This is a genomic window from uncultured Ruminococcus sp., assembly GCF_937915125.1.
Lineage (GTDB): Bacteria > Bacillota > Clostridia > Oscillospirales > Ruminococcaceae > Ruminococcus_C.
On sequence record NZ_CALDMP010000033.1, the window covers coordinates 61,774 to 85,743 of the forward strand.

Sequence of the window (23,970 nt, forward strand, 5' to 3'; positions counted from 1 at the left end):
GGAACTTACGAAGTACCATCTTCCTTGTCCCTTTCGCATCTGGCTTTGTGCCTCTCCCTTGAAAAACATCAAGTATTCCTGCGGTCGAGTCTCTTTGCCATATGCGAAAATATTCTGCGGAATCTGACACTTTTCTAGTTTCCGAGAAGGTCTAATAGAAAAATACAAAGCAGACAGGGCTTCTCCGAAAAGGGGAAGCCCTTTTGTCAAGCCAAAGCAAATATTGCCGAATGATGCGACGCAGATGACGGGTAAGCGGGTATTAAGAGGTGCCTTGTAATTGATTGAGGCTAAAAATCGGATGCCATGTATTTCTGGGTTTTCCTTGACGAAAGCGGTTCGGCGAAATTCGCTCAGATCAGTCTCGGAGCAGTTTCCCGATCTCTTCAACCTGCTGTGCCATGGCGTCTGCTGCTGTTTCCGGGCAGAATGTGGTATCATAATCATAGATTGCAATGCCGTTCACGTTATCCATATGTAACAGCAATTCCACCTGCCGCTGGGGAATATCCAGATGCTCCTGCCATTCCCCACTGCCGCTGCCTGCCCAGGTATCTTCCTTTCCTAACTTATGTGTGCCGATTCCGATCACCAGGGAAACATCCTCACAAGTGACCGTTTCCGCCCAAAGGGCTGCTGTTTCCTCAAATGGTGCCGTCTCGTTTTCAAATCCAAAATATACCTGTGGAATCAACGCGTCACAATACCCCGGCGTACTTGCCCAGCGGCGCACGTCCGCATACTGACTATCATAATTCCCATGCATGGTTCCCTGGGGACTGATACTCACAATCAGCTGGGCGTCCTCGGCTTTCACGGTATCGTACAGCTGCTTCACCATGGCATTGGTCTGCTTCAGCCGGAATGCTGACAGATCAGACGCACCGCTTTCCACAAATGCCGCAGTATCAAAGGATGCCTCTGTGGTGGGGTAAAAATAGTCGTCCAGATGTATCCCATCCACATCATATTGCGTGATGATTTCCTTCACGCCGTCTGCAATAAACTGACGCACCTCCGGATATGCCGGATTCAGCCACCAGTTATTTCCCACTTTTACCAGATATGTGCCGTTTTTCGTGGGATCATTGTACCACTGTTTAATGATGTAGCAGTCATCCATGGCAGCCATGGTCTCATCTCCGGGACCTCGCATGGGATTGATCCAGGCGTGGGCGGACAGGTGCAGGGCATGGGCTTCTTCCAACATGATCTCCAGAGGGTCGTAACTGATATCTGTATCGGCATAATTGCCCATGGGAAACAGCTCGGAGCGATAATAGGCATCCTGATAGGCACGCACATGGAGATAAACCGTGTTAATGCCCATGTCTGCGGCATTCTGAAACCGCTGGCGCATGATCTCCCGGAATTCCGACTCGCTCTTGCCGCTGAGAGTGTCTGCGTAGTCCATGACGGCAAACCACATGGCATAGATTGTATCGTAGTTCAGCCGGGTGGAAGATGTGCTGTTATCCGGCGGTGAGGTAGTCCCGCTGGCAACATGCAGCTGTTCCACACTCTGCACCTGGTCGGCAATATTCTCGCAGAACAGCGCATTTTCCGGAGATGTACGGTTTGTCCTTGCTGTACAGCCGCAGCAGGAAAACAGCAAACAAAGTGCAAGCAGAAATCCTGTGATTCTGGACATGGTGAACCTCCTTGGAAAGTATCATGTACTCTATTCTATGGAAAAGCCGCTGTTTTCATTCCCACAGGGCGCAGTTAAGCGAAAAAGTAACGGAAAAAATTGTGGAAATACAGCGAAACACCGAAATGAAAAAAGTACCTTGCAAAACAACAGAAAAAATGGTATAATAAAACTATGTTTTTTATTGCGGAAGAAGCTGTAAAAAGGAGAGATAAATATGTTGTCAGATATTGAGATCGCACAGAATGCCGAGATGGAACCCATTGGGAAAATCGCCGCTTCTCTGTCCATTGCCGAAGAGGACATTGAGTATTACGGTCACTATAAGGCAAAGCTGTCTGAAGCACTGTTCCGGAAACTGGACGATCAGCCGGACGGCAAGCTGATTCTTGTGACGGCAATCAACCCCACTCCTGCTGGTGAGGGTAAGACTACCGTCAGCGTGGGACTGGCAGACGCACTGCATCAGCTGGGCAAAAAAACCGTTCTCGCCCTGCGTGAGCCGTCCCTTGGCCCGGTGTTCGGCATCAAGGGCGGTGCTGCTGGCGGCGGTTATGCACAGGTCGTGCCCATGGAGGATATCAACCTGCACTTCACCGGCGATATGCACGCCATTACTGCGGCAAACAATCTGCTCTGTGCCATGCTGGACAACCACATGCAGCAGGGAAATGCACTGCGTATTGACCAGCGCCGTGTGATGCTCAAGCGTGTGTTGGACATGAATGACCGTGCCCTGCGGAATATTGTCATTGGTCTGGGCGGAAAAATTGACGGCGTTCCCAGAAGTGACAGTTTTCAGATCACCGTGGCTTCGGAGGTCATGGCGATTCTGTGCCTGGCATCCGATCTGGCAGATCTGAAGGAACGGCTGGGAAAAATCCTGGTGGCATATGATCTGGACGGCAATCCCGTCTATGCAAAGGATCTGGGGGCAAACGGTGCTATGACAGCACTGCTGAAGGATGCCTTGAAGCCCAATCTGGTACAGACGCTGGAGCATACACCGGCACTGATCCACGGCGGTCCTTTTGCCAATATTGCGCACGGCTGTAACTCCCTGCGTGCCACAAAGCTGGCGCTGAAGCTGGGTGACTACTGCGTCACAGAGGCAGGTTTCGGTTCTGACCTGGGTGCAGAAAAGTTCTTCGATATCAAGTGCCGCTACGGCGGATTGCAGCCGTCCTGCGTAGTACTGGTGGCAACGGTTCGTGCTCTGAAATACAACGGCGGCGTGCCGAAAACAAAGCTGACAGAGGAAAATCTGGACGCACTGAGAAAAGGTATCCTGAACCTGCAGGTGCACATTGAGAATATGAAAAAGTACGGTGTTCCGGTGGTCGTAGCCATCAACCGGTTCCAAAGCGATACCGGCGCAGAGCTTGCTTTTGTAAAGGAATTCTGCGAGGGTCTGGGTGCTGAGGTCGCTATGGCTGAGGTATTCGCTAAGGGCGGTGCAGGCGGCAAGGAACTGGCAGAAAAGGTTTGCAAGACCATCGAGACAAAGCCGTCCAAATTCCACGTGCTCTACGATACAGACTTGTCTGTGGAGGAAAAGGTGGAGAAGATCGCAAAGGAAATTTACCGTGCAGACGGTGTGACCTTTACTGCACCGGCGAAGAAGGCTCTGGCACAGATCGAAGCACTGGGTTGCGGTGATCTGCCAGTATGCGTGGCAAAGACCCAGTATTCCCTGTCCGATGATCCGGCAAAGCTGGGCAAGCCGGAGCACTTCACCGTAACCGTGCGTGACGTGACTCTTTCCAACGGCGCTGGCTTTATTGTCGTGCTCACAGGCAGTATCATGACCATGCCGGGACTGCCGAAGTCCCCGGCGGCACTGCGCATTGACTGCGACAACGAGGGCAATATTACAGGTTTGTTCTGAGAAACGAGGTAGCACTATGGCAAAAGTTGTGGTGACAACAAATGACCCGGCAGAGACCATTGCACTGGCGAAAACCATCGGCGAACGTCTGCGAGCCGGAGATGTTATCGCCTATTTCGGCGGTCTGGGTGCAGGAAAAACCACCTTTACCCGGGGACTTGCCCAAGGGTTAGGACTGCCGGATGTGGTATCCTCGCCCACCTTTGCCATTGTGCAGGAGTATCGCGGTGACGGGCTGCCCCTGTATCATTTTGACATGTACCGCATTGACGGTGGGCTGGATCTGGAATCCACCGGGTTCTATGACTACCCTCTGGATGAGGGGGTATTTGCCATTGAGTGGTCGGAAAACATTGCTTCGGAACTCCCGGAAAATGCCATACGGATCACCATCCAGCGGCTTTCTGAGACGTCACGGGAGATCACAGTAGAAGGAGATGAGCGGTTTGCGGATCTTGGGAATTGATACTTCCGGAAAGGTAGCAGCGGCGGCACTGTATGACGCAGATGCCCAGTGTTTTCTGGCGCAGCAGACGGTATACACGAAGCGTACCCATTCCCAGGTGATCCTGCCTCTGGCAGAACGGATGCTGGCGGATACAGGGCTGACCTGGCAGGGAATAGACGGTCTTGCAGTTGCAGACGGCCCTGGTTCCTATACGGGGCTGCGTATTGGCATTGCGGCAGTGAAAGCAATGGCGTTTGCGCTGCAAATTCCCTGTGTCGGAATCTCTACTCTGGAGGGACTGGCATGGCAGAACTTGTCCTGGCAGGGAATTATTTGCCCGGTTATGCTGGCGAGACAGTCTCTTGTGTATGCCGGATTGTACCGCAGTGACGGGGAGAAAATGATACTCATGCAGCCGGACGGTATGCTGGAACTGGGCGAATTGCAGCAGCTGCTGGAAACGCTGAAAGAACCAGTGCTTCTGACCGGCGATGGGGCAGAATTGCTGAAAACGGCAGAGTGGCTGTCAGTGGGTTCGCCTGCCCAACGGCTGCAAAACGGTACGGGAATTTGTCTTGCAGCGGCGGCACGCAGCCAGTGGCAAAAGCCGGAGGAACTGATGCCGGAATATTTGCAGCTGGTAAAGGCAGAGAAGGATTTGCAGGAAAAGCGGAAGACGGAATAAACTGTTTTCTTTGGTCGAACTATCAAAGGCAACACTGCACAAAATAGGAACAAATGTAGTTCGCTCTGCACATTCCACTGTATATCAAGTAGATTTTCCGTGTTTCTTCACAAAAACGTCTTGCAATAGCAAGAAAAATATGTTATAATAAAACAATCATACGACAAAGGAGTCAGATGCACATGAAAATTTGGATCGGATGCGACCACGCCGGTTTTGATCGGAAGCAGGAAGTCATTGCACTGCTGAAAGAGCGCAATTTGGAAGTTAAGGACTGCGGCTGCGACGGAGAGCGAACGGATTATCCCGTCATTGCAAAGGCAGTGGGTACAGCAGTGGCATCCCATCCGGGTGACATGGGTATTCTAATCTGCGGCACCGGCATCGGCATGTCCATTGCGGCAAATAAAATTCGCGGTGTCCGTGCGTCCCTGTGTGCAGATGCATTTTCCACAAAATACACCAGACTGCATAACGATGCCAATGTGATGTGCATGGGTGCTCGTACCCTGGGCAGTGGGCTGGCGCTGGAACTGGTGGAAATTTTTCTGGACACTCCCTTTGAGGGCGGCCGGCATGAAACGCGTGTGAATATGATTACAGAATTAGAACAAGAATGGTGATTGGAGGAAGATATCATGGCAGGAATTCATGTAGTAGACCATCCGCTGGTACAGCACAAAATTTCGCTGATGCGGGACAAGACAACAGGTGTAAAGGAGTTCCGGGAACTGACTTCTGAGACAGCAATGCTCATTTGCTACGAAGCAACACGGGATCTGCCCATGAAAGAAGTAACCATTGAGACCCATCAGGGAATTGCAAAGACAAAGGTGATCTCCGGCAGAAAGCTGGCATTTGTACCCATTCTGCGTGCTGGTCTGGGACTCATCGAGGGTGTCACATCCCTGATCCCGGCGGCAAAGATCGGACATATCGGCATTTTCTGCGAACCGGGTACACACGATGCAGTAAAGTATTATTCCAAGATGCCGGATGATATTGCAGAGCGTGAGGTAATTGTGGTAGATGCTATGCTGGCAACAGGTACATCGGCAATTGCTGCGATCTCCGATCTAAAGGAAATGGGCGTGAAGAGCGTGAAGTTTCTGTGCCTTCTGGCTTGTCCGGAGGGTCGTGATGCCCTGCTGGCAGCACATCCTGACGTGGACATTTATTGCGGCGGCGTAGATGAGACCATTAACGAGGATGGCTATATTGTGCCGGGTCTGGGCGATGCCGGCGACCGTATCTTTGGAACGAAGTAAATGGTGTTGCCTTTATAAAAGTCAAAAACGGGTGAACTTTTTGGGTTCACCCGTTTTCGTTTATATTCGTTTTTTGTGTGAAAAAATAAACCTTTAAGGAACCAACCATCGAGGCTACTCATACTTTGCAATGATCTCCAGCGAAACCTCTTTTCTCGTCCGCCGGGTGTCCATTGCACTTTTTTCAATATAGCGGTGGGCTACCTCTTCCGTCATGTTCTGTTCTGTGATCAGCAGGAATTTGGCACGGGACACATACCGCATTTCCTCCAGCTTGGCACGAAGCTTGTTATTTTCCTTGTTTAGTGCCAGCAGGCGGCGATTGAATGCACAGCCCGTGCGGATCGCCTGAGAGAAAATCGTCTTGTTCAGGGGCTTCGGGACAACGCAGACCCCATAGTCCATGGTGCGGCTGATCATTTCGTCGGCAACGTCAGCCTTGCAGATGAGGATGATCCCGGCACAGGTGGATTCGCTCAGCTTCAGAGACAACTGATAGCCGAATTCGTCCTTTAACGGTGTGTTGATGATAATGAGACTGTAGTCATCGTGGTGGATCATTCGCCGTGCTTCACTACCGCTGGAGATGGTAGTAACGGAGCCGCAGCCGCAGGCTTTTAAAAAACTGGTAACGCCGTCCAGCCCTTTATCAGAGCCGGAGATTAGCAGGGTACGTTCTGAATACACCGTTGTATTCCCTCCTGTTTCTTAATTTGCATGGCGCTTCTCTCAAAAATACCGATCGAAGCAAAACGCCTGTGGGTCGTCGGCTGCACGATATGCTTCCACTTCTTTCTGCATGGCAGCGGAAAAATCACGGATCAGGGTTTCCGGCAGAATGGAGCGGACGAATTCGCTGTTCTGTGCCAGTTCAATGGATTCCTGTAAGGAACCGGGCAGCGTTGGAAATGCAGAGGTGTCATTTGCGGCATTCATGGTATCAGTCAATTCCTCGCCCCTTTCAATTCCAGCCATGCCGGCACTCAGCAGCATCTGGAAGGTAATATATGGGTTGCAGTAGGGATCGGCGGAACGAAATTCAATAGAAGAATCTCTGCCGGGAGAATACAGCAGCTGAATCAGCGGAATGCGGTTTTCTTCCGACCAGTTGATATGATTTGGTGCAGCACGGAGTCCGAAACGCTCGTAGGAGTTAACGGTGGGGTTGGAGAACATGGTGAATTCCCGTACCCGATTGAGAATGCCGGCAATGAAGGCGCGTCCTTCCGGCAGCATGGTCTCGTGGCTTGTACCGAAAATGCTCTTGTCATCCTTTTTTACGCTAATGGTGATCTTCAGGGCACTGCCGCTGCAATCCGGGAACGGCTTCGGCATAAATGACGCATAGAAGCCGTTCTGGGCAGCAATGGTTTTGACTACGGTTTTATAGTGTACCATATTGTCCGCCGCAGTCAGGGGATTGCTGCATGCAAAGTCGATCTCATTCTGTCCGGGACCGTGCTTGTGGCAGGATGTAGTGGGATTCAGCCCCATTTCATCCAGGGACAGGCAGATCTCACGCCGGGTGTTTTCACACTGATCCAGAGGTGCGACATCCAGATAGCCGCCCTGGTCGCAGGGAATTCGTGTGGGCTTTCCCTCCATGTCCGTCTCGAACAGGTAGAACTCACAGCGAGTGCCCATTTCACACTGCAAGCCTTGATTCTGGATGGATTTCATCGTCTCACGGAGATTGCGGCGCAGATCGCCCTCATAAGGTGTGCCGTCCATGCGGTAAAGGGTGCAGAAGAATCGCACCACACGTCCCGACTGGGGACGCCAGGGCAGAACAGAGAGGGTAGATGTGTCCGGCTTCAGCAGCAGGTTCTGATGGGAAGCCTCCAGCAGTCCGGTGGCATTGAAGGGAATGCCGTAGGTAATGGCACGGTGCAGCTCCCGGGGCATGATGGCAATATTTTTCATGTTGCCGAATGTATCGCAAAATGTCATGCGGATAAACTTGACATCATTTTCTTCAATGAATTCTAACAGATCTGTCTCAGAAAAAAACATAAGATACCTCCTGTAAGTATACTATTTTCATTATATCGTTTTTTTCTGCATTTGTAAAGAACTGTTTTGTGTGCATTTTATGTATATTTGCCTGTGGGGATAGCGGAAAACCGATTTGTTCTGGAAATTGGAAATGGCATAAAAATCCCATTGTGATTCTCACTAATTATACAGTTTCTGGATTGGTAGAATTCACGATTCCGGCGGTTTTGTCGAAAAGACGAACAAAATACTTGTCAAAAAGTTGGTTTTTTGGTATAATAAAAGATACCACGCAGATTTGCGGAGGGAATAGAAAGTGAGGAATTTTGTATGAGCGAATCCATCAAGGGCACGATGATCTCCTATCGGCCTGATATAAAGGTACTGGATGCCACCATTCGTGACGGCGGTCTGGTGAACAATTTTGAATTTACAGACGATTTTGTGCGCAAACTGTACCTTGCCAATGTCCGTGCCGGCGTCGATGTCATGGAAATCGGCTATCTGGCAGACCCGGAGCTGTTCGATGAGTCCAAGTTCGGCAAGTGGAAGTTCTGCCACGAGGATGCCATCCGTGGTGTACTGGGTGATATTCTGGATCCGAAAATGCAGCTTGCCGTTATGGCAGATGTGGGACGTGCCAATGTGGAACGGGATTTGCCTGATAAACAGGACAGCATCCTGGATATGGTGCGTATTGCCACCTACATCAACACCATTCCGACAGCCATCGAAATGATTGAGACCTGTGCAAGGAAGGGCTATCGTACCACTGTCAATATTATGGCGGTATCCAAGGCGCAGGAGTCTGAGTTGGAAGAAGCGCTGGAAATGCTGGGCAAGAGCAGCGTGGATGTCATCTATCTGGTGGACAGCTACGGCTCTCTCTATCCGCTGCAGATGCGCCAGCTGGCACAGCGGTATCTGGAAGCTGCGGAGAAATACGGCAAGCAGATCGGTATTCATGCCCACAACAATCAGCAGCTTGCATTTGCAAACACCACAGAGTGTGCTATGATGGGCGTCAGCTATCTGGATGCAACTATGGCCGCTATGGGTCGTGGTGCAGGTAACTGTGCAATGGAACTTCTGCTGGGCTTTTTGAAGAATCCTAAGTATGACATCAAGCCGGTGCTGCGGTTCCTCCAGGATGAGATGCAGAAGCTGAAAAATGACGGCGTGGTTTGGGGTTACGACATCCAGTACCTGCTGACAGGCTATCTGAATCAGCATCCCCGGACGGCAATTGCCTTCACCAAGGAGAAGCGTGAGGATTATTTTACCTTCTTCCAGGAATTACAGGAAAACGAAGGCTGATTGACATCATGCAATAGAAATCGAAAGCGGAATGGCTCAGAGCTGTTCCGCTTTTTTTGAATCAGGAATGAGGAATGTCGATGTTTGTTTCGCTCACATATAAAATCCATTGCCACAGCCAATGCCACCATTCCCCGGTGTAACAAATTTCATCTCCGGGAATAAAATGGAATGAGAAGCAGGAAACGGGAGGTGAAGCAGGTGGAAGGATTGGTCTGGCTGGTCGTGCTTTGCATTCTGGCGGCGATGATGCTGCTTGCACTGGGGCTTTGCCAGCGGCTTTTGTCCCAGGAACTGCCGGAGGAACTGGCGGCGCTGGCGTTGTTACATGAGAAAGATGGTCTGGAACATCGTCTGGATGCACTGGCGGCACAGGTCTTGTGGACGGACAGTGATCTGGTACAGACAGTATGGCTGGTGGACTGTACCGAGGATGGGTGCCTGGAACCGATCTGCACGGATTTTTGCCGGACGCACAGCAGTTTCAGGTACTGCCGTGTGTCGGAACTTGTGAAAATTTTTGGGAAAATGCGAGAAGCTGAAAAAAACGATTGCATTTCGTCGAAAAAACATGTATAATAAAAAGAAGCAGAAAATACAGATGCCGATGGCAGAAAAAGGGGAGGGAATCCGTTTGGCAGAAAAAGCACCTCTGCATTTGGAGGGCATTGTGGAACATGTGCTGTACCGCAATGACCAGAACGGCTATACAGTGCTGGAACTGGATGTAAATGGCTCCCCGGTCACTGTGGTGGGCGAGATCGGCGAGGCAGAAGAGGGCGAGCGGCTTTTGGTGGATGGGGAATATGTGAACCATCCCCGCTTCGGCGCACAGTTCCGGGCGCAGTACTGGGAACGGAAACTCCCGGCAGATGCCCTGAATATCCAGAAATATCTCTCCTCTCGTGCCATCAAGGGTATCGGTCCCTCTCTGGCACGGAAAATCGTGGAGGCATTCGGTGACCAGACCCTTGTGATCATGGAGAAAGAACCGACCCGGTTGCTGGAAATACGTGGTATTTCGCCGAAAAAGTGTGAAGCTATTGCCGCAGAGGTACAGCAGATCTTCGCCTTGCGTTCCCTGATGCAATTTCTGGCGCAGTACGGCATTCGCTCCAAATATGCCATGCGTGCCTACCAAAGATGGGGTGCAGGTGCCATGGATCTGCTGGCGGCAAATCCCTATCTGCTTTGTTCGCCGGGAATCGATCTGGAGTTCCAGAAAGCAGATGCTGTGGCATATGGTATGCACTTTTCCGCTTCTGCACCCCAGCGTGTACAGGCGGGAATCGTCTATTTGCTGCAATATAACGCCAATTCCGGTTATACCTGTCTGCCTCTGGACAGGCTCCGTCCAAAGGTGTGCAGTTATCTGAAAGTCCAGCCGGAGGATTTTGATGCGGCATATGCTCAGGCACTGGACGAGCATGTGATCTATATCTATGAAAAGGCAGAGAGACCCTTTGTCTTTCTGGAGGATTATTACATCGCAGAACGGTATATTGCAGACCGTGTGGGCGTCATTATGGATTTCAGTGCGCCGGAAGATCGGACGGATTTCACAGAACTTATCGACGCACAGGAAAAGGAACAGGGAATGCACTATGCGGCATTGCAGCGGCAGGCGATTACCACGGCATTATCCCGTGGCATGGTAATTCTCACCGGCGGTCCCGGCACAGGTAAGACAACTACGCTGAATGCCATTATTGCACTGTATGAGAAGCAGGGCTATCGTGTTATGATCGCTGCCCCGACGGGACGTGCTGCCAGCCGTGTATCTGACCTGACAGGCTATGAGGCGAGCACCATTCACCGGATGCTGGCAGTGGAATATGACATGTCCGGCAATATGCGCTTTCAGCACAATGAGCAGAATCCACTGGACTGCGATGTCATGGTCGTAGATGAGATGTCTATGGTGGATGTGCTGTTGTTTGAACATCTGCTTCGGGCGCTGCGGCTGGGCTGTAAGCTGGTACTGGTGGGAGACTGCGATCAATTGCCGTCTGTAGGCGCAGGCAATCTCCTGCGTGACCTCATTGACAGCGGACGAGTCCCTGTGGTTGCGTTGAAAGAAATTTTTCGCCAGGCGCAGAAGAGCAGCATTATTACCAATGCCCACAAGATCATCCGAGGAGAATACCCTGACCTGACCCAGAAAAAAAGCGACTGCTTTTTCTTCCAGCGGCTGAAGCCGGAACCGGCGATCTCCCTGATGCTGGAACTGGTGCAGGAACGTCTGCCCAAGGCTTACGGCTATTCGCCTACGGAGGATATTCAGGTGATTACGCCGTCCCGGAAAGGTATTATGGGCGTGGTGGAACTGAACCAGCGTTTGCAGGAGGTACTCAATCCACCGTCCAAATCTTTGCCGGAAGTGAAGTCTGTGCTGTACACTTTCCGGGAAGGCGACAAGGTCATGCAGATCAAGAATAATTATGACATCATCTGGCATAAGGACGGGGAGAATGGCACAGGTATTTTCAACGGTGATATCGGCTATCTCCGTGCCATAAACCGGCAGAGTCAGGAAGTCGTGGCGGAGTTTGACGGCCGTCATGTGACTTATTCTTTTGACCAGTTGGATCAGCTGGAGCTTGCCTATGCTGTCACGGTGCACAAAAGTCAGGGCAGTGAATTCCAGGCGGTGGTGATGCCGCTGCTGGGGGGCTTTCCGAAGCTGTATTATCGGAATCTGCTGTATACGGCGGTGACACGTGCTCGCCGGCTGCTGATATTGATCGGCTCAAAAAATGTGATTTATCAGATGGTGGATAACAATCGCCGGATGTATCGATATACCTGTCTGCGGGAAATGCTGCTGGAACAGCAGAGACCCGGGACAAAGACTGCCCGTTTGCCGGAAGAAACAGACGGTGCAGAAGCAGAAGAACAGGAGGAATCGTCATGAGCAAAACAGACATCGGGATTGATTTGGGGACTGCAAATACAGTCATTACACTGGGGAAAAAGGGCGTTGTGCTCAGCGAACCCTCTGCCATCGCCTATCATACACGCACAAAGGAAGTACTTGCTGTGGGCAAGCGTGCCTATCAGATGATCGGCAAAACACCGGATTATATTGAGGTAGTGCGTCCCCTTTCCGGGGGTGTCATTTCCGATGACCGCATGACCCAGTACATGATCCGGGAGTTTATCCTGCAGGTCACCGGGCATCGTCTCACAAAGCCACGTATCATAATCTGCGTGCCGTCATTTATTACGGATGTGGAAAAGCGTGCTGTAGTGGAAGCCGCCATGAGTGCCGGCTCCCGGAAAGCTTATCTGATCGACGAACCCATTGCGGCACTGATCGGTGCCGGGGTGAATATCGGCAAGGCACGGGGCAATATGGTGGTGGATATCGGCGGCGGCACTACCGATGTGGCGATCGTCTCCATGAATGGTATTGTTACTTCTCATTCTGTCCGTGCGGCAGGGAATACGCTGGATCAGGCGATCATCCGCTATATGCAGACCAAGTACAAGCTTCTCATTGGGGAACGCACGGCGGAACGGATCAAGATTGAGATGACCAACCTCTACGACCCCAGAGCCGATGTGACGGCATGGGTCAAGGGACGTAATCTGGTCAGCGGACTGCCGGAAATGCAGGAGGTCAGCGAGCTGGAGATCTTCGAGGCGGTGGAGGACGTAGTTGCTGATATTATTGAGGCGATCAAAACGGTTCTGGAGGAGACACCGCCGGAGTTGGTGGGCGATATCTACGAAAACGGTGTACTGATGGCAGGCGGCGGTGCTATGCTGGGCGGTTTGCGGAAACTGGTGGAGCGAACGTTACAGGTGAAGTGCGTTGTGGCGAAGGATTCCATCCATTGTGTGGCAAAGGGCACGGCAATTGCATTCCGGAAGATGGATACGCTGCTGGATGGCTTTGAGAATATTGCGGTGTATCAGTTTAAGTGAGCTTTTTGGCGGATTTTTGAGATAAAAAACACTTGACAAAAATGAAATTATGTTGTTTACGTAAATCGAAAGGGACTGTTGCAAGGACAGTAAAATCCTGGTTCACGGGTCGATGTGGGCATCGCACCGTTTTCCTGTTGGATTTTGACTGTCTGCAACAGCCCTTTTGTTTTCTTTATCAGATATACTCCAAGGTTTTCAAAACAAACAGCCACGCTGTCAGCGTAAATGCACTGAGCAGGGTTGTCATCATCACCGCACATGCCGTGATGGTTCCCTCATGCTTCATATTGCGTGCCATGACAAAGCAGCTTCCCGTTGTGGCACTGCCAAGCATGACAAGAATGGCGATGAGCTTCTCGTCCCGGAATCCCAGCCAGATGGCAGCCGGCAGGAAGATGCCGCAGAACAGCACCAGCTTGATAAAGGAAATACCCAGGGTCACCGGGAGCCTTCCCTTGGCGTTGCCCACCTGGAAGGATGCACCCAGGGCAATCAGGGACAGGGGCGTTGCCATATTGCCCAGATAGGAGACGGATTTCGACAGGATCACCGGCTGGGGAATATGCAGCACAGACCAGAGCATTCCCACGACAATGCCCAGGATAATGGGATTTGTGAGGACATCCTTCAGGGTGCGCAGGAACAATGCCCTGGGACTGGTCTTTTCGCCGTCCTTCGGCGCAGTCAGGGAAAGGGTAATGACGGCAATGACGTTGTACAAGGGAACGGTTCCCACGATCATGAGCGCCGCCATGGTAGCTTCGCCGTAAATATTATTGACAAAGGCTATGCCCAGGATCGCCGCACTGCTCCGATAGGATGCCTGGATGATCTCACCCCGTTCCACCTTGTCCTTATGGAGCATGGAAAAGAGCAGGGCAATCATAATGCTGCATACCGTAGCGAGAAAGCAGAACAGCACAAATTTTGTGTCCCAGACTGTCTGGAAATCCGCTGTGGACAAGTCCATGAACAGCAGTGCCGGTAACAATGCCTTGAACACGAACTGGTTGATCTTGGCGGTGGAGTGGTCGTCCAGCAAGTGGACTTTTTGCATACACCAACCGAATACCATCATGAGAAACACTGGAATCGTGGCGTTGAGACTGAATATGAGATTTTGGGTAAAGGTTTGCATGACATTCGCTTCCATTCTTCGTTTTGTATCCTTTAAGCAACACCGCACAAAGAGCGCCTGACGGCTTTGCACGTCATATGCTTGCATATTTTGCGTCATATTTCACAAAAATGCTCGTGAATACACAAAGTATTCACTGCGCTTTTTGTTTCATCTGACGAAAAATCTGACAAAGTTTATGCTCGTAGAGTACATCTGACGCACAATCTTTGTGCGGTATTGCCTTTATAGTGTAGCGCATTTGGGGTGATTTGTCAAATGGGTGGATTTTGAACGGTGTTGCCTCAAGAATATCAGTCTTTTCTGCTTTACCTTATGGGATTATACTGATGTTGGGCGAACACAGCGCTGCACCTGCAACTTCACAAGCTGCATTCAAAATTTATTTACAAAATGATTTGAAAATTTGCCGAATTTACACTTGACTTTTAAATTTGATCGGTATATACTAAAGATAAAGAAATTGTTTTGTGCAAGGGGCATAAAATAATTCTACATATTATAAAGGAAAGGTGATTATTTATGAAAACAAGAAAGGCAATCTCATTTCTCACCGCAGCTGTCATGGCTGTCTCAGCGCTCCCCATTCTGTCCGTCAGTGCTGAGGAAAGCACCTATGCACTGGGCGATGTAGACATGGACGGATATATCACCGGACATGATGCGGCTATGGTGTCTCGCTATGTGCTGGACGAAAGCTACACGTTGACTGAGGAACAGCTTGCACTGGCTGATGTCAATGCAGACGGCGCAGTAAATCAGGCGGATGCCGACTGGATTTTTGAGAACCGTATGTATATGTTGGGCGATATGTTGAAAGATGGGACATCGGACTATACTATTTCTTTAGGTACGAGCTTCGGCATTGCGATGAAAGTGTATGCTTGGGAATCTGTTTGTAAGCCTGTAAATGTTATTGAGACTCCCATTCCTGATATGCCACATTTATATGGATATGGCATTTCTGGACGGGAACCTGGATCTGCAATTGTTGAGATTTGCGAGGGAGAAACACAAGAATGGCGCACGCTTGATCCAACAGAAGATGAAGCGATATACAATGAATTGTTACGTCTTACTTGGTTGGAGGATTATGATTGTGCACTTACTCAAATGGAATACAATCTGTTGGATATTGATGGGAATAACGAGATTTCCATGGATGATGTTGTGCTTCTGATGGGCATGTATGTTGAAGATGCTGTGGGGCGTGACATATCTGAACTATACTTCGGCGATGGAAAGTATTACGTAGACCGGGACAGCATTGGCAGCCGTGTACAATTCGGCGAATAAACGTTTTGCAACACATACGAATATTGATTCACGGAAAAACCGTCGACAGACCTCTGCCGGCGGTTTTTTGCGCTGTGCGCATGACAGATATTCTGCGCCAATTATGTTTTAAAACGTATTTTTCCATCTCCGCTTTGTATCTTTTCGAACCCAGACCCAGCCCTTGACAAGTATGTCCGATTTTTGCTATAATAATAGGGTATTGATAAATGCTCGTAAATGGATGGCTTGCCGTGCGTTTGCAGAGCCAAACACGAAAGGAATGATGGACATGGGACTGACCCTGACGGAAAAGATCCTGAAAGCGCATCTGGTAGAGGGCGAAATGGTAAAAGGTTCTGAAATCGGAATCCGTATTGACCAGACTCTGACACAGGATGCGACTGGCACAATGGCATATCTGGAATTTGAGGCAATGGGCGTACCGCGTGTGCGGACAGAACGCAGCGTGGCATACATTGACCACAATACCCTGCAAAGCGGCTTCGAAAATGCAGACGACCACCGCTTTATCGGCAGCGTGGCAAAGAAGCACGGCATTTACTTCTCCCGTCCGGGCAACGGTATCTGCCATCAGGTTCATCTGGAACGCTTCGGCGTACCTGGAAAGACCCTCATCGGCTCTGACAGCCACACGCCCACCGGCGGCGGTATCGGTATGATCGCCATGGGTGCAGGCGGTCTGGACGTGGCAGTTGCTATGGGCGGCGGTACTTATTATATCACCTGCCCGAAGGTAGTAAAAGTAGAACTGACCGGAAAGCTGTCTCCCTGGGTGGCTGCAAAGGATGTTATCCTGGAAGTCCTGAAGCGCCTGTCTGTCAAGGGCGGCGTAGGCAAGGTCATCGAATACTGCGGCGAGGGTGTCAAGAGCCTGTCTGTGCCGGAGCGTGCGACCATTACAAACATGGGCGCAGAGCTTGGCGCAACCACTTCCATCTTCCCGTCGGATGAAGTGACAAAGCAGTTCCTGGAAGCCCAGGGCAGAGGTGAAGTCTGGACAGAGCAGAAGGCTGACCCGGAAGCTGTTTATGACGAAGTCGTAGAGATCAACCTGAGCGAACTGGTGCCCCTGGCAGCATGTCCTCATTCTCCGGACAATGTCAAGAGCGTGGCAGAGATCGGCAAACTGAAAGTCGATCAGGTCTGCATCGGTTCCTGCACCAACTCCTCGCTGCTGGATATGATGAAGGTTGCCCACATCCTCAAGGGCAAGACGGTTCATCCTGATGTTTCTCTGGCAATTGCACCGGGTTCCAAGCAGGTACTGAATATGATGGCAGATATGGGTCTGCTGGGCATTATGATTGATGCTGGTGCTAGAATCCTGGAGAGTGCATGCGGTCCGTGTATCGGTATGGGACAGGCGCCTAATTCCGGCGGTATTTCTCTGCGTACCTTTAACCGAAACTTCCTGGGACGCTCCGGAACAAAGGATGGTCAGATCTATCTGGTTTCTCCGGAACTGGCTGCTTATTCCGCACTGACCGGTTATCTCAGCGACCCGAGAGAACTGGGCGAAATGCCGGAATTCGTTCTGCCGGAGAAGTTTACGGTAAATGATAACATGATCGTGCTGCCGGCACCGGAAGAGGAAATGGACAGCGTAGAAATTCTCCGTGGTCCGAACATCAAGCCCTTCCCGGAAACTGCACCGCTGGAAGCAACCATTTCCGCAGGGGTTTCCCTGAAGGTAGGCGACAATATCACCACCGACCACATTATGCCGGCTGGTGCAAAGATCCTGCCGCTGCGTTCCAATATCCCGGCAATTTCTCAGCACTGCTTTACGGTTTGTGATGAAGCATTCCCGGCTCGTGCCAAGGAAATGGGCAAGAGCATTATCGTGGGCGGCTCCAACTATGGTCAGGGCTCATCCCGTGAACATGCAGCGCTGGCTCCCCTGTATCTGGGCGTCAAGGCTGTTCTGGTGAAGAGCTTCGCCAGAATCCACCGGGCAAACCTCATCAACGCAGGTATTCTGCCCCTGACTTTTGTGAATGAAGCAGATTATGATAAGATCTCCCAGGGCGATGTGCTGGAACTGGCAGATATTCGTGCCAAGGTAGAAGCAGGCGAGACGGAACTGACCGTTGTCAACAAGACAACAGGCGCAGAGATCCCGGTGCTGTGTGAACTGACCGGACGTACCAAGGATATTATCCTGGCTGGCGGTCTGCTGGATTATACTCGTGATGCGCTGGCAAAGTAAGCGAAAGGGAAAATTGGATTATGTCTGGGAATGATAGTGGAAAAGGCGGAAAATTGGGGGAGATCCTGGGCTGGATTTTCGCATTTGTCGTCGTCTTTCTGCTCTATGCATGGCGCCGACAGCGGACGGTACGGAATCTTCTTGGCGTTTTTCAAGAAAGTCCTGTAAAAGCTATTTTAATCTTGGTTATTGCAATTGCACTGGCAATTGGAATTACTGTGATTCGGAATTATTTCCGGAACAGAAAAAAGTAAGGAACAAAACTACATGAAGCCAACAAAGCAAAGTGGCTTTTTGAACCGCAATCAGCTGAAATATCTGGTCATTGCGGCAATGCTTATTGACCATATTGCATGGGCATTTGTGCCTCTGGATTCCCTTTTGGGACAGGTGATGCACTTCATCGGGCGGCTGACAGGACCCACTATGGCGTATTTTGTGGCGGAAGGGTATCATTACACCCGGAATGTGAAAAAATATGCCCTGCGGCTGGGAGTTTTTGCTCTGCTGTCCTGGATTCCCTTTGTGTATTTTGAATATGGCACATTGCCAATTGTCATACAGGACGGCTCTGTGCAGGTGCGTCCCTATTTCGGCGTGCTGTACACGCTGCTGCTGGGACTGCTTGCCATCTGGCTCTGGGATAAGGGCAAATGTCCAAAATTGGTGAAGATTTTAGGCATCATCGGATTGTGCGCACTTTCAATTGTGGGAGACTGGCCGGTCTCTGATGTGCTGTACTGTCTGTTTCTGTATATTTACCGGAAAAATCCCAGAGAGAAATGGACGGCATTCTGCATTATTACGGCGGTTCGCTGCATGGATATCCTGTTTGCAAATCCGTGGTGGGCAGCGCTGTTTCGTTTGGGCATTTTCATGGTACCGCTGCTCATTCAGTTCTGCTATAACGGCGAAAGCGGCAGCAAAAAGCCAGTGCACAAGTGGTTTTTCTACGTGTTCTATCCGGCGCACCTGCTGGTGCTGGGATTGCTGAAATGGATGGTGCTTGCGTAAATGAAACAGGATATGGAGTTCGATGACCTGAAAAAGCTGTTTGAACAGCACTTGAATCAAACATCGCACTATGTTTCCATGGAAGAAGCCATGCAGGATGAATCCATGCAAAGGGCACTGAAGAAACATGAGCGGAAAATGAAACGACAGCATGGTCTGGAAATTGCATTGGTGCTTGTGATTGTGTCTGTGACTGTACCGATTTTCCTTTGGTATTTGTATGACAAATGCCGCATGTTCCGGCAGCTTCCGGAATTGCTGCAATTCTTTCTGGAAAAGCCTGTTCTGGCAATTGCCTGTCTGGTGTTGGGCGGCGGATTTGTCTGGCTGCTGTACCATTGCAAAGAAAAAAAGTGACAGTGATATTTGTGACAACTGCGGTATATGACAAAATTTCTGAGTTGGCGAAGCGTGCCGGGCATAAAATTGTTCCGGCAGAAACGCTTTGAATAAAATTGTTGTATTTATGGCAATGAGAATGAATTTGAGGAGGAATTTCAAATGGCAAAGATTCAAATGACAACGCCGCTGGTTGAGATGGACGGCGACGAGATGACCCGTATCCTGTGGCAGTGGATCAAGGATATCCTGCTGACGCCCTATGTAGACCTCAAGACCGAATACTATGATCTGGGTCTGGAATATCGTGAAAAGACCAAGGATCAGGTGACCATCGACAGCGCCAATGCCACCAAGAAGTACGGCGTTGCAGTGAAGTGCGCTACCATTACCCCCAATGCGGCAAGAATGCCGGAATACAACCTGTCCCAGATGTGGAAAAGCCCCAACGGCACCATCCGTGCCATTCTGGACGGCACTGTATTCCGTACCCCGATTCTGGTAAAGGGCGTGGAGCCGTATATCCCCACCTGGACAAAGCCCATTACCATTGCCCGTCATGCTTACGGCGATGTGTACAAGAATACCGAAATGAAAGTAAAGCAGGGCAGCAAGGCGGAACTGGTTGTTACCGATGCAGAGGGCAACGAGTCCCGGGAACTGATCTTTGATTTCAAGGATACAGACGGCATCATCCAGGGTCTGCACAACAAGGCAAATTCCATTGCCGGATTTGCTCGTGCTTGCTTTAACTACGGTCTGGATCTGAAGCAGGATGTGTGGTTTGCAACAAAGGATACCATTTCCAAGAAGTATGACCACACCTTCAAGGATATCTTCCAGGAGATCTACGATGCAGAGTACAAGGAGAAGTTCGAGGCTGCTGGTATTGAATACTTCTACACCCTGATCGACGATGCAGTGGCACGTGTCATTCGTTCTAATGGCGGCTATATCTGGGCTTGCAAGAACTATGACGGCGATGTGATGTCCGACATGGTTTCCACCGCTTATGGCAGCCTGGCAATGATGACCTCTGTTCTGGTTTCTCCGGATGGCATCTATGAGTATGAAGCTGCACACGGTACTGTACAGCGCCACTATTATAAGTATCTCAAGGGCGAGGAGACTTCCACCAACTCCGTTGCAACCATCTTCGCATGGAGCGGTGCACTGCGCAAGCGTGGTGAATTGGACAAGCTGCCGGAACTGGTAGAGTTTGCAGATAAGCTGGAAAAGGCAACCATCCAAACCATTGAGGATGGCGTTATGACTGGTGATCTTTATCTGATTTCCAAGCTGGAGAACAAGAAGAAGGTGAACTCCAAGGAATTCCTGGAGGCAATCAACGAGCGTCTGGCTGCGCTGATGGCGTAAAGCAATACCGCACAAGGGTGATGCGTCAGAAGAAAGGATATGACGTGCAAGGCTGACGAACGCTCTTTGTGCGGCGTTGTTCTATATTTTTTATCATTATCAATCATATTTAACAGGGGGAATTAAAATGATTCAGAAGAAAATTTTATCCATTGCATTGTCATCTGCTCTTGCGGTTTCCATCATGGGAGTAGGAATTGTCTCTGCGGAAGATACGGAACAGACCACAGCAATCGGTACAGCATCCCTTCAAATTGGTCAGGAAAATTTGGCGGGTGACGATATTTATGGAAACGGTCAATATGATATGACCTGGGAAATTCCAGATGATGTGAATGTCCAGGAAGCGCAAACAATCAGACTGAAGATTGAACATACGGATTATGGCGCATTCGGACAATATGGCGATGTGAACTACTCCATCGACGAACTTTGGCTGGATGGTGTTAAGGCAGAAGGCATAAGTGGTCAGCTAAATTATGCTATTGCATCGGATTATGCATTTGGTGAAAAAGGTGTTACGGGCATGTTTTGCACATTTCGAGGCGAAGGCTATAACGATATCACCACAGAGGTATATGAGAACATTCGAATTGTATTTACACTTTCAAATGTAACCAACATAACGATGGATTCTGAGAAAACTACTACAACTACACTCGAGGAAGGAACTGTCACAGAAACAGAAACGACCACGACAGTAGAGAAAGAAGTTTTAACAGCAACACCTACTACACCAACCAAGAAAACTTCCAGTTCGCCTGCCACAGGAAATGAGATACCTGTTGGCGTGCTTTCGCTGTTCGTGCTTTCCGGTGGAACTGCGGTATGCCTTTCCAGGAGAACACCGCACAATGACTGAAACGCAGCCGATTGAAACATGCTGGCAATAGTGTGATTTTTAAGGCGAGGCTTGTTTCCTTAGAGTGTGTTCGAAAAAATGATGCAAGTGCATGACAGGAGAGCGATCGGTTTTGGAACAAAAATATGAGGCTTCTGCATCTGTAGTGCGCCGTCTGCCCCGGTATTACCGGCTGTTGCAGGAACTGGAACGCACCGGACAGCAGCGGACTTCGTCCCGGGAACTGGGCAGGCAGCTGGGCATGACAGCATCCCAGATCCGACAGGATCTCAGTTGTTTCGGCTGCTTCGGACAGCAGGGCAGCGGATATTCCGTAAAAGAACTGCGGGAAAACCTGGAGCGCATCATGGGATTGCCCCAGCTTCTGCCGGCGATTCTGGTGGGTGCCGGGAGTCTGGGCAAGGTGGTTTCTGAAAATGTACGCTTTGAAGAACGTGGGTTTCGGCTCATGGGCATTTTCGACATTAAGCCGGAATTGATCGGAAAAGAGCTGGCAGGGATTGCGATTTTTTCCATGGAACAGCTGGAGACGTTTTGCGCAGCACATCATCCGGCGGCAGCGGTACTCTGTCTGCCAAAGGAATCTGCCCAGGCAGTGGCAGAGCGTTTGGTGTCTCTGGGAATCCGTGGTCTGTGGAATTTCAGCCACTGTGACATTGCTGTGGAGCATGCCCAAGTGGTTACGGTGCATCTGGACGACAGTCTCATGACGCTCTCTTATAAACTGCACAATCTATAAACAAAAAAAGGGTACTGGTTTTGGAATCAGTACCCTTTGCTTGTTGACAAACTCTGCCGGAACATGCTATAATAAATGTGGAGCATACCATAAACGGTACGGCGGTCTTTTCTCGCTCCCATGCTATTTTACATAGGATGGGAGGTGATAGTATGGACAATTATGTTACATGGCAGGAATTGATGCAGTTCTGTGATCTTCTCATGGCGTTTGCAACATTGATTTGTTTTATCTTCTATCATAATAAAAAGAAATAACCGCCCTTCGCTTGCAACCCAGGACGGCTAATTCTTATATTATCCAAATGGGAGCGGACCGTCGACCGGTATGCTCTTCTATACTTATAATATCAGATTTGATAGGATTTGTCAAGCGGATAGATCTGTTTTTTTCAAGATCATGAACACGTGGAAAGGAGAACAACAATGGAACAGGAACAGAGAACAGATACCTCTGTCATTCTGGTGTGCGCCGGAAATGCCACACGGATGCAGGGGAAAAACAAGATTTTATTGCCCTTGGGAGATACCACGGTTATCGGACAGACTATGCGTGCATTTGAAGCCTGTAATCGTGTGGCGGAGATCATCGTTGTGGCACGCCCGGCAGATCACGACGCCATCCGGGAATCGGCAGCCCAGTGCGGCATATCCAAACTGCACGCTGTTGTGGAAGGCGGTTCCACCCGGCAGCAGAGCGTCATGTGCGGTCTGCGTGCCCTGTCCAAGGGAACGACCATGATTGCGATACATGACGGCGCACGTCCTCTGGTACAGACAAAGCATATTGCGCAGGTTATTCAGGACGCTTCCGTGTTCGGCGGTGCAACGCTGGGTGTTCCGGTAAAGGATACTATTAAAATAGTAAATGATCACCTGATCGTGGACACGCCCTATCGCCCCCATTTGTTCATCACCCAGACACCGCAGGTATTCAAGCGGTCGCTGTACTTTGAAGCGGTGACCTTTGCCCAGGAACATGCCCTGGATTTTACCGATGACTGCCAGCTTGTGGAGGCGATCAATTGTAAGGTGTACATGACCACGGGCGACTATACCAATATCAAAATCACAACGCCGGAGGATATTGCAATTGCACAGCTGTTATTGCAGCGGCGTGAGGAGGAAGTGTAATGGGAATGATACCTTTTCGAATTGGACATGGATATGATGTGCACCGCCTGGTGGAGGAACGGAAACTGATTCTTGGCGGCGTGGAAATTCCCTTTGAAAAAGGACTGATGGGGCATTCTGATGCAGATGTGTTGCTCCATGCTGTTTCGGATGCACTGCTGGGTGCATTGGCGCTGGGGGATATCGGCAAGCACTTTCCGGATACAGATCCTGCCTACGCCGGGGCAGATAGCCTGAAGCTATTAGAATGCGTAGTAGAAAAAGTACATGCCTGCGGCTATGTTGTGGGAAATCTGGATGCTACCATTCTCTGTCAGCGTCCGAAGCTGGCACCCTATATTGTACAGATGCGGGAGAATATTGCTCGTGCATGCGGTGTCTCTGCGGAACAGGTCAGCGTTAAGGCAACCACTGAGGAAAAACTGGGCTTTACCGGAGATGGCTCAGGCATTTCTGCCCATTGCGTGTGCTTGCTTTTGAAGAATGAGGAGTGAGGAGTTAGGAATGTGGGTATCGCCTTCGGCGATGGATTTTTATTTTGAGAATGCAGTGGACGACTACCAAAAGCCTCTCCCTGAAAGGGGAGGGGAACCGCCGACAGGCGGTGGAGGGGTGCTGTTGCACAAAATCTGACTGCGCACCAGTCTCACCCGGTGCTTTCCCCCGGCATATACT

The 23,970-nt window shown here is 50.2% G+C and carries 22 protein-coding genes; 18 read left to right on the forward strand and 4 right to left on the reverse strand.

What is annotated here, in order from left to right; translation table 11 throughout:
• Positions 1 to 358: 358 nt before the first annotated feature.
• Positions 359 to 1,651, reverse strand: coding sequence for a glycoside hydrolase family 10 protein (locus Q0418_RS03590; protein WP_298482297.1), 1,293 nt, complete (start codon positions 1,649 to 1,651; stop codon positions 359 to 361).
• 217 nt (positions 1,652 to 1,868) lie between these two features.
• Between Q0418_RS03590 and Q0418_RS03595 the strand changes: the two genes are divergently transcribed.
• From Q0418_RS03595 to upp, 5 genes are all read left to right on the forward strand, one after another.
• Positions 1,869 to 3,539, forward strand: a complete 1,671-nt coding sequence (locus Q0418_RS03595; protein WP_298482299.1) for a formate--tetrahydrofolate ligase — start codon at positions 1,869 to 1,871, stop codon at positions 3,537 to 3,539.
• 16 nt (positions 3,540 to 3,555) lie between these two features.
• The gene (gene tsaE / locus Q0418_RS03600; RefSeq protein ID WP_298482300.1) at positions 3,556 to 4,005 is read left to right on the forward strand and encodes a tRNA (adenosine(37)-N6)-threonylcarbamoyltransferase complex ATPase subunit type 1 TsaE; all 450 of its coding nucleotides are present in this window, start codon (positions 3,556 to 3,558) and stop codon (positions 4,003 to 4,005) included.
• Positions 3,986 to 4,672 carry a tRNA (adenosine(37)-N6)-threonylcarbamoyltransferase complex dimerization subunit type 1 TsaB gene (gene tsaB / locus Q0418_RS03605; protein WP_298482302.1) on the forward strand — a complete coding sequence of 229 codons (687 nt, stop codon included), beginning with the start codon at positions 3,986 to 3,988 and terminating at the stop codon, positions 4,670 to 4,672. Before tsaE ends, tsaB begins: the two co-directional genes overlap by 20 nt.
• Before the next feature lie 182 nt (positions 4,673 to 4,854).
• Positions 4,855 to 5,295 (forward strand): ribose 5-phosphate isomerase B, encoded by a 441-nt coding sequence (gene rpiB / locus Q0418_RS03610; RefSeq protein WP_298482303.1) that lies wholly within the window; start codon positions 4,855 to 4,857, stop codon positions 5,293 to 5,295.
• 15 nt (positions 5,296 to 5,310) lie between these two features.
• Positions 5,311 to 5,940 (forward strand): uracil phosphoribosyltransferase, encoded by a 630-nt coding sequence (gene upp, locus Q0418_RS03615; protein WP_298482305.1) that lies wholly within the window; start codon positions 5,311 to 5,313, stop codon positions 5,938 to 5,940.
• Between the two features lie 114 nt (positions 5,941 to 6,054).
• Here upp and Q0418_RS03620 read toward each other — a convergent pair whose 3' ends face one another.
• A complete protein-coding gene (locus Q0418_RS03620) occupies positions 6,055 to 6,627 on the reverse strand; it encodes an ANTAR domain-containing response regulator (protein WP_298482307.1) in 573 nt (190 codons plus the stop codon).
• Positions 6,628 to 6,669: 42 nt separating this feature from the next.
• Positions 6,670 to 7,953 carry a glutamine synthetase family protein gene (locus tag Q0418_RS03625; protein WP_298482308.1) on the reverse strand — a complete coding sequence of 428 codons (1,284 nt, stop codon included), beginning with the start codon at positions 7,951 to 7,953 and terminating at the stop codon, positions 6,670 to 6,672.
• A gap of 312 nt (positions 7,954 to 8,265) precedes the next feature.
• Here Q0418_RS03625 and Q0418_RS03630 point away from each other — a divergent pair, with 312 nt between their 5' ends.
• The 4 genes from Q0418_RS03630 (at position 8,266) to Q0418_RS03645 (ending at position 13,182) form a co-directional block, all read left to right on the forward strand.
• On the forward strand, positions 8,266 to 9,252 hold the full coding sequence (locus Q0418_RS03630; protein WP_298482309.1) for an aldolase catalytic domain-containing protein: 987 nt from the start codon (positions 8,266 to 8,268) through the stop codon (positions 9,250 to 9,252).
• A 171-nt stretch (positions 9,253 to 9,423) separates the two neighbouring features.
• The gene (locus Q0418_RS03635) at positions 9,424 to 9,831 is read left to right on the forward strand and encodes a hypothetical protein (RefSeq protein WP_298482311.1); all 408 of its coding nucleotides are present in this window, start codon (positions 9,424 to 9,426) and stop codon (positions 9,829 to 9,831) included.
• A gap of 55 nt (positions 9,832 to 9,886) precedes the next feature.
• Positions 9,887 to 12,166, forward strand: a complete 2,280-nt coding sequence (locus Q0418_RS03640) for an ATP-dependent RecD-like DNA helicase (RefSeq protein WP_298482313.1) — start codon at positions 9,887 to 9,889, stop codon at positions 12,164 to 12,166.
• Positions 12,163 to 13,182, forward strand: coding sequence for a rod shape-determining protein (locus Q0418_RS03645; RefSeq protein WP_298482315.1), 1,020 nt, complete (start codon positions 12,163 to 12,165; stop codon positions 13,180 to 13,182). Before Q0418_RS03640 ends, Q0418_RS03645 begins: the two co-directional genes overlap by 4 nt.
• 178 nt (positions 13,183 to 13,360) lie before the next feature.
• On the opposite strand, the gene Q0418_RS03650 is transcribed toward Q0418_RS03645, so the two are convergent.
• Positions 13,361 to 14,323, reverse strand: a complete 963-nt coding sequence (locus Q0418_RS03650) for an AEC family transporter (RefSeq protein ID WP_298482317.1) — start codon at positions 14,321 to 14,323, stop codon at positions 13,361 to 13,363.
• 522 nt (positions 14,324 to 14,845) lie between these two features.
• On the opposite strand from Q0418_RS03650, the gene Q0418_RS03655 reads away from it, so the two are divergent.
• From Q0418_RS03655 to ispF, 9 genes are all read left to right on the forward strand, one after another.
• Positions 14,846 to 15,619 (forward strand): dockerin type I repeat-containing protein, encoded by a 774-nt coding sequence (locus Q0418_RS03655; RefSeq protein ID WP_298482319.1) that lies wholly within the window; start codon positions 14,846 to 14,848, stop codon positions 15,617 to 15,619.
• A 271-nt stretch (positions 15,620 to 15,890) separates the two neighbouring features.
• Positions 15,891 to 17,831, forward strand: coding sequence for an aconitate hydratase (locus Q0418_RS03660; protein ID WP_298482321.1), 1,941 nt, complete (start codon positions 15,891 to 15,893; stop codon positions 17,829 to 17,831).
• 267 nt (positions 17,832 to 18,098) lie between these two features.
• Complete coding sequence (locus tag Q0418_RS03665) at positions 18,099 to 18,845, forward strand: TraX family protein (RefSeq protein ID WP_298482323.1); 747 nt, start codon at positions 18,099 to 18,101, stop codon at positions 18,843 to 18,845.
• Positions 18,846 to 19,202, forward strand: coding sequence for a hypothetical protein (locus Q0418_RS03670; RefSeq protein WP_298482325.1), 357 nt, complete (start codon positions 18,846 to 18,848; stop codon positions 19,200 to 19,202).
• Positions 19,203 to 19,346: 144 nt separating this feature from the next.
• Entirely contained in the window at positions 19,347 to 20,561 is a 1,215-nt protein-coding gene (locus tag Q0418_RS03675) for an NADP-dependent isocitrate dehydrogenase (RefSeq protein WP_298482327.1), read from the forward strand.
• Between the two features lie 127 nt (positions 20,562 to 20,688).
• A complete protein-coding gene (locus Q0418_RS03680; RefSeq protein ID WP_298482328.1) occupies positions 20,689 to 21,423 on the forward strand; it encodes a hypothetical protein in 735 nt (244 codons plus the stop codon).
• Positions 21,424 to 21,535: 112 nt separating this feature from the next.
• The gene (locus Q0418_RS03685) at positions 21,536 to 22,162 is read left to right on the forward strand and encodes a redox-sensing transcriptional repressor Rex (protein WP_298482330.1); all 627 of its coding nucleotides are present in this window, start codon (positions 21,536 to 21,538) and stop codon (positions 22,160 to 22,162) included.
• Positions 22,163 to 22,587: 425 nt separating this feature from the next.
• Positions 22,588 to 23,295 (forward strand): 2-C-methyl-D-erythritol 4-phosphate cytidylyltransferase, encoded by a 708-nt coding sequence (gene ispD, locus Q0418_RS03690; protein WP_298482332.1) that lies wholly within the window; start codon positions 22,588 to 22,590, stop codon positions 23,293 to 23,295.
• Positions 23,296 to 23,300: 5 nt separating this feature from the next.
• Positions 23,301 to 23,789 (forward strand): 2-C-methyl-D-erythritol 2,4-cyclodiphosphate synthase, encoded by a 489-nt coding sequence (gene ispF / locus Q0418_RS03695; RefSeq protein ID WP_298482334.1) that lies wholly within the window; start codon positions 23,301 to 23,303, stop codon positions 23,787 to 23,789.
• Positions 23,790 to 23,970 lie beyond the last annotated feature (181 nt).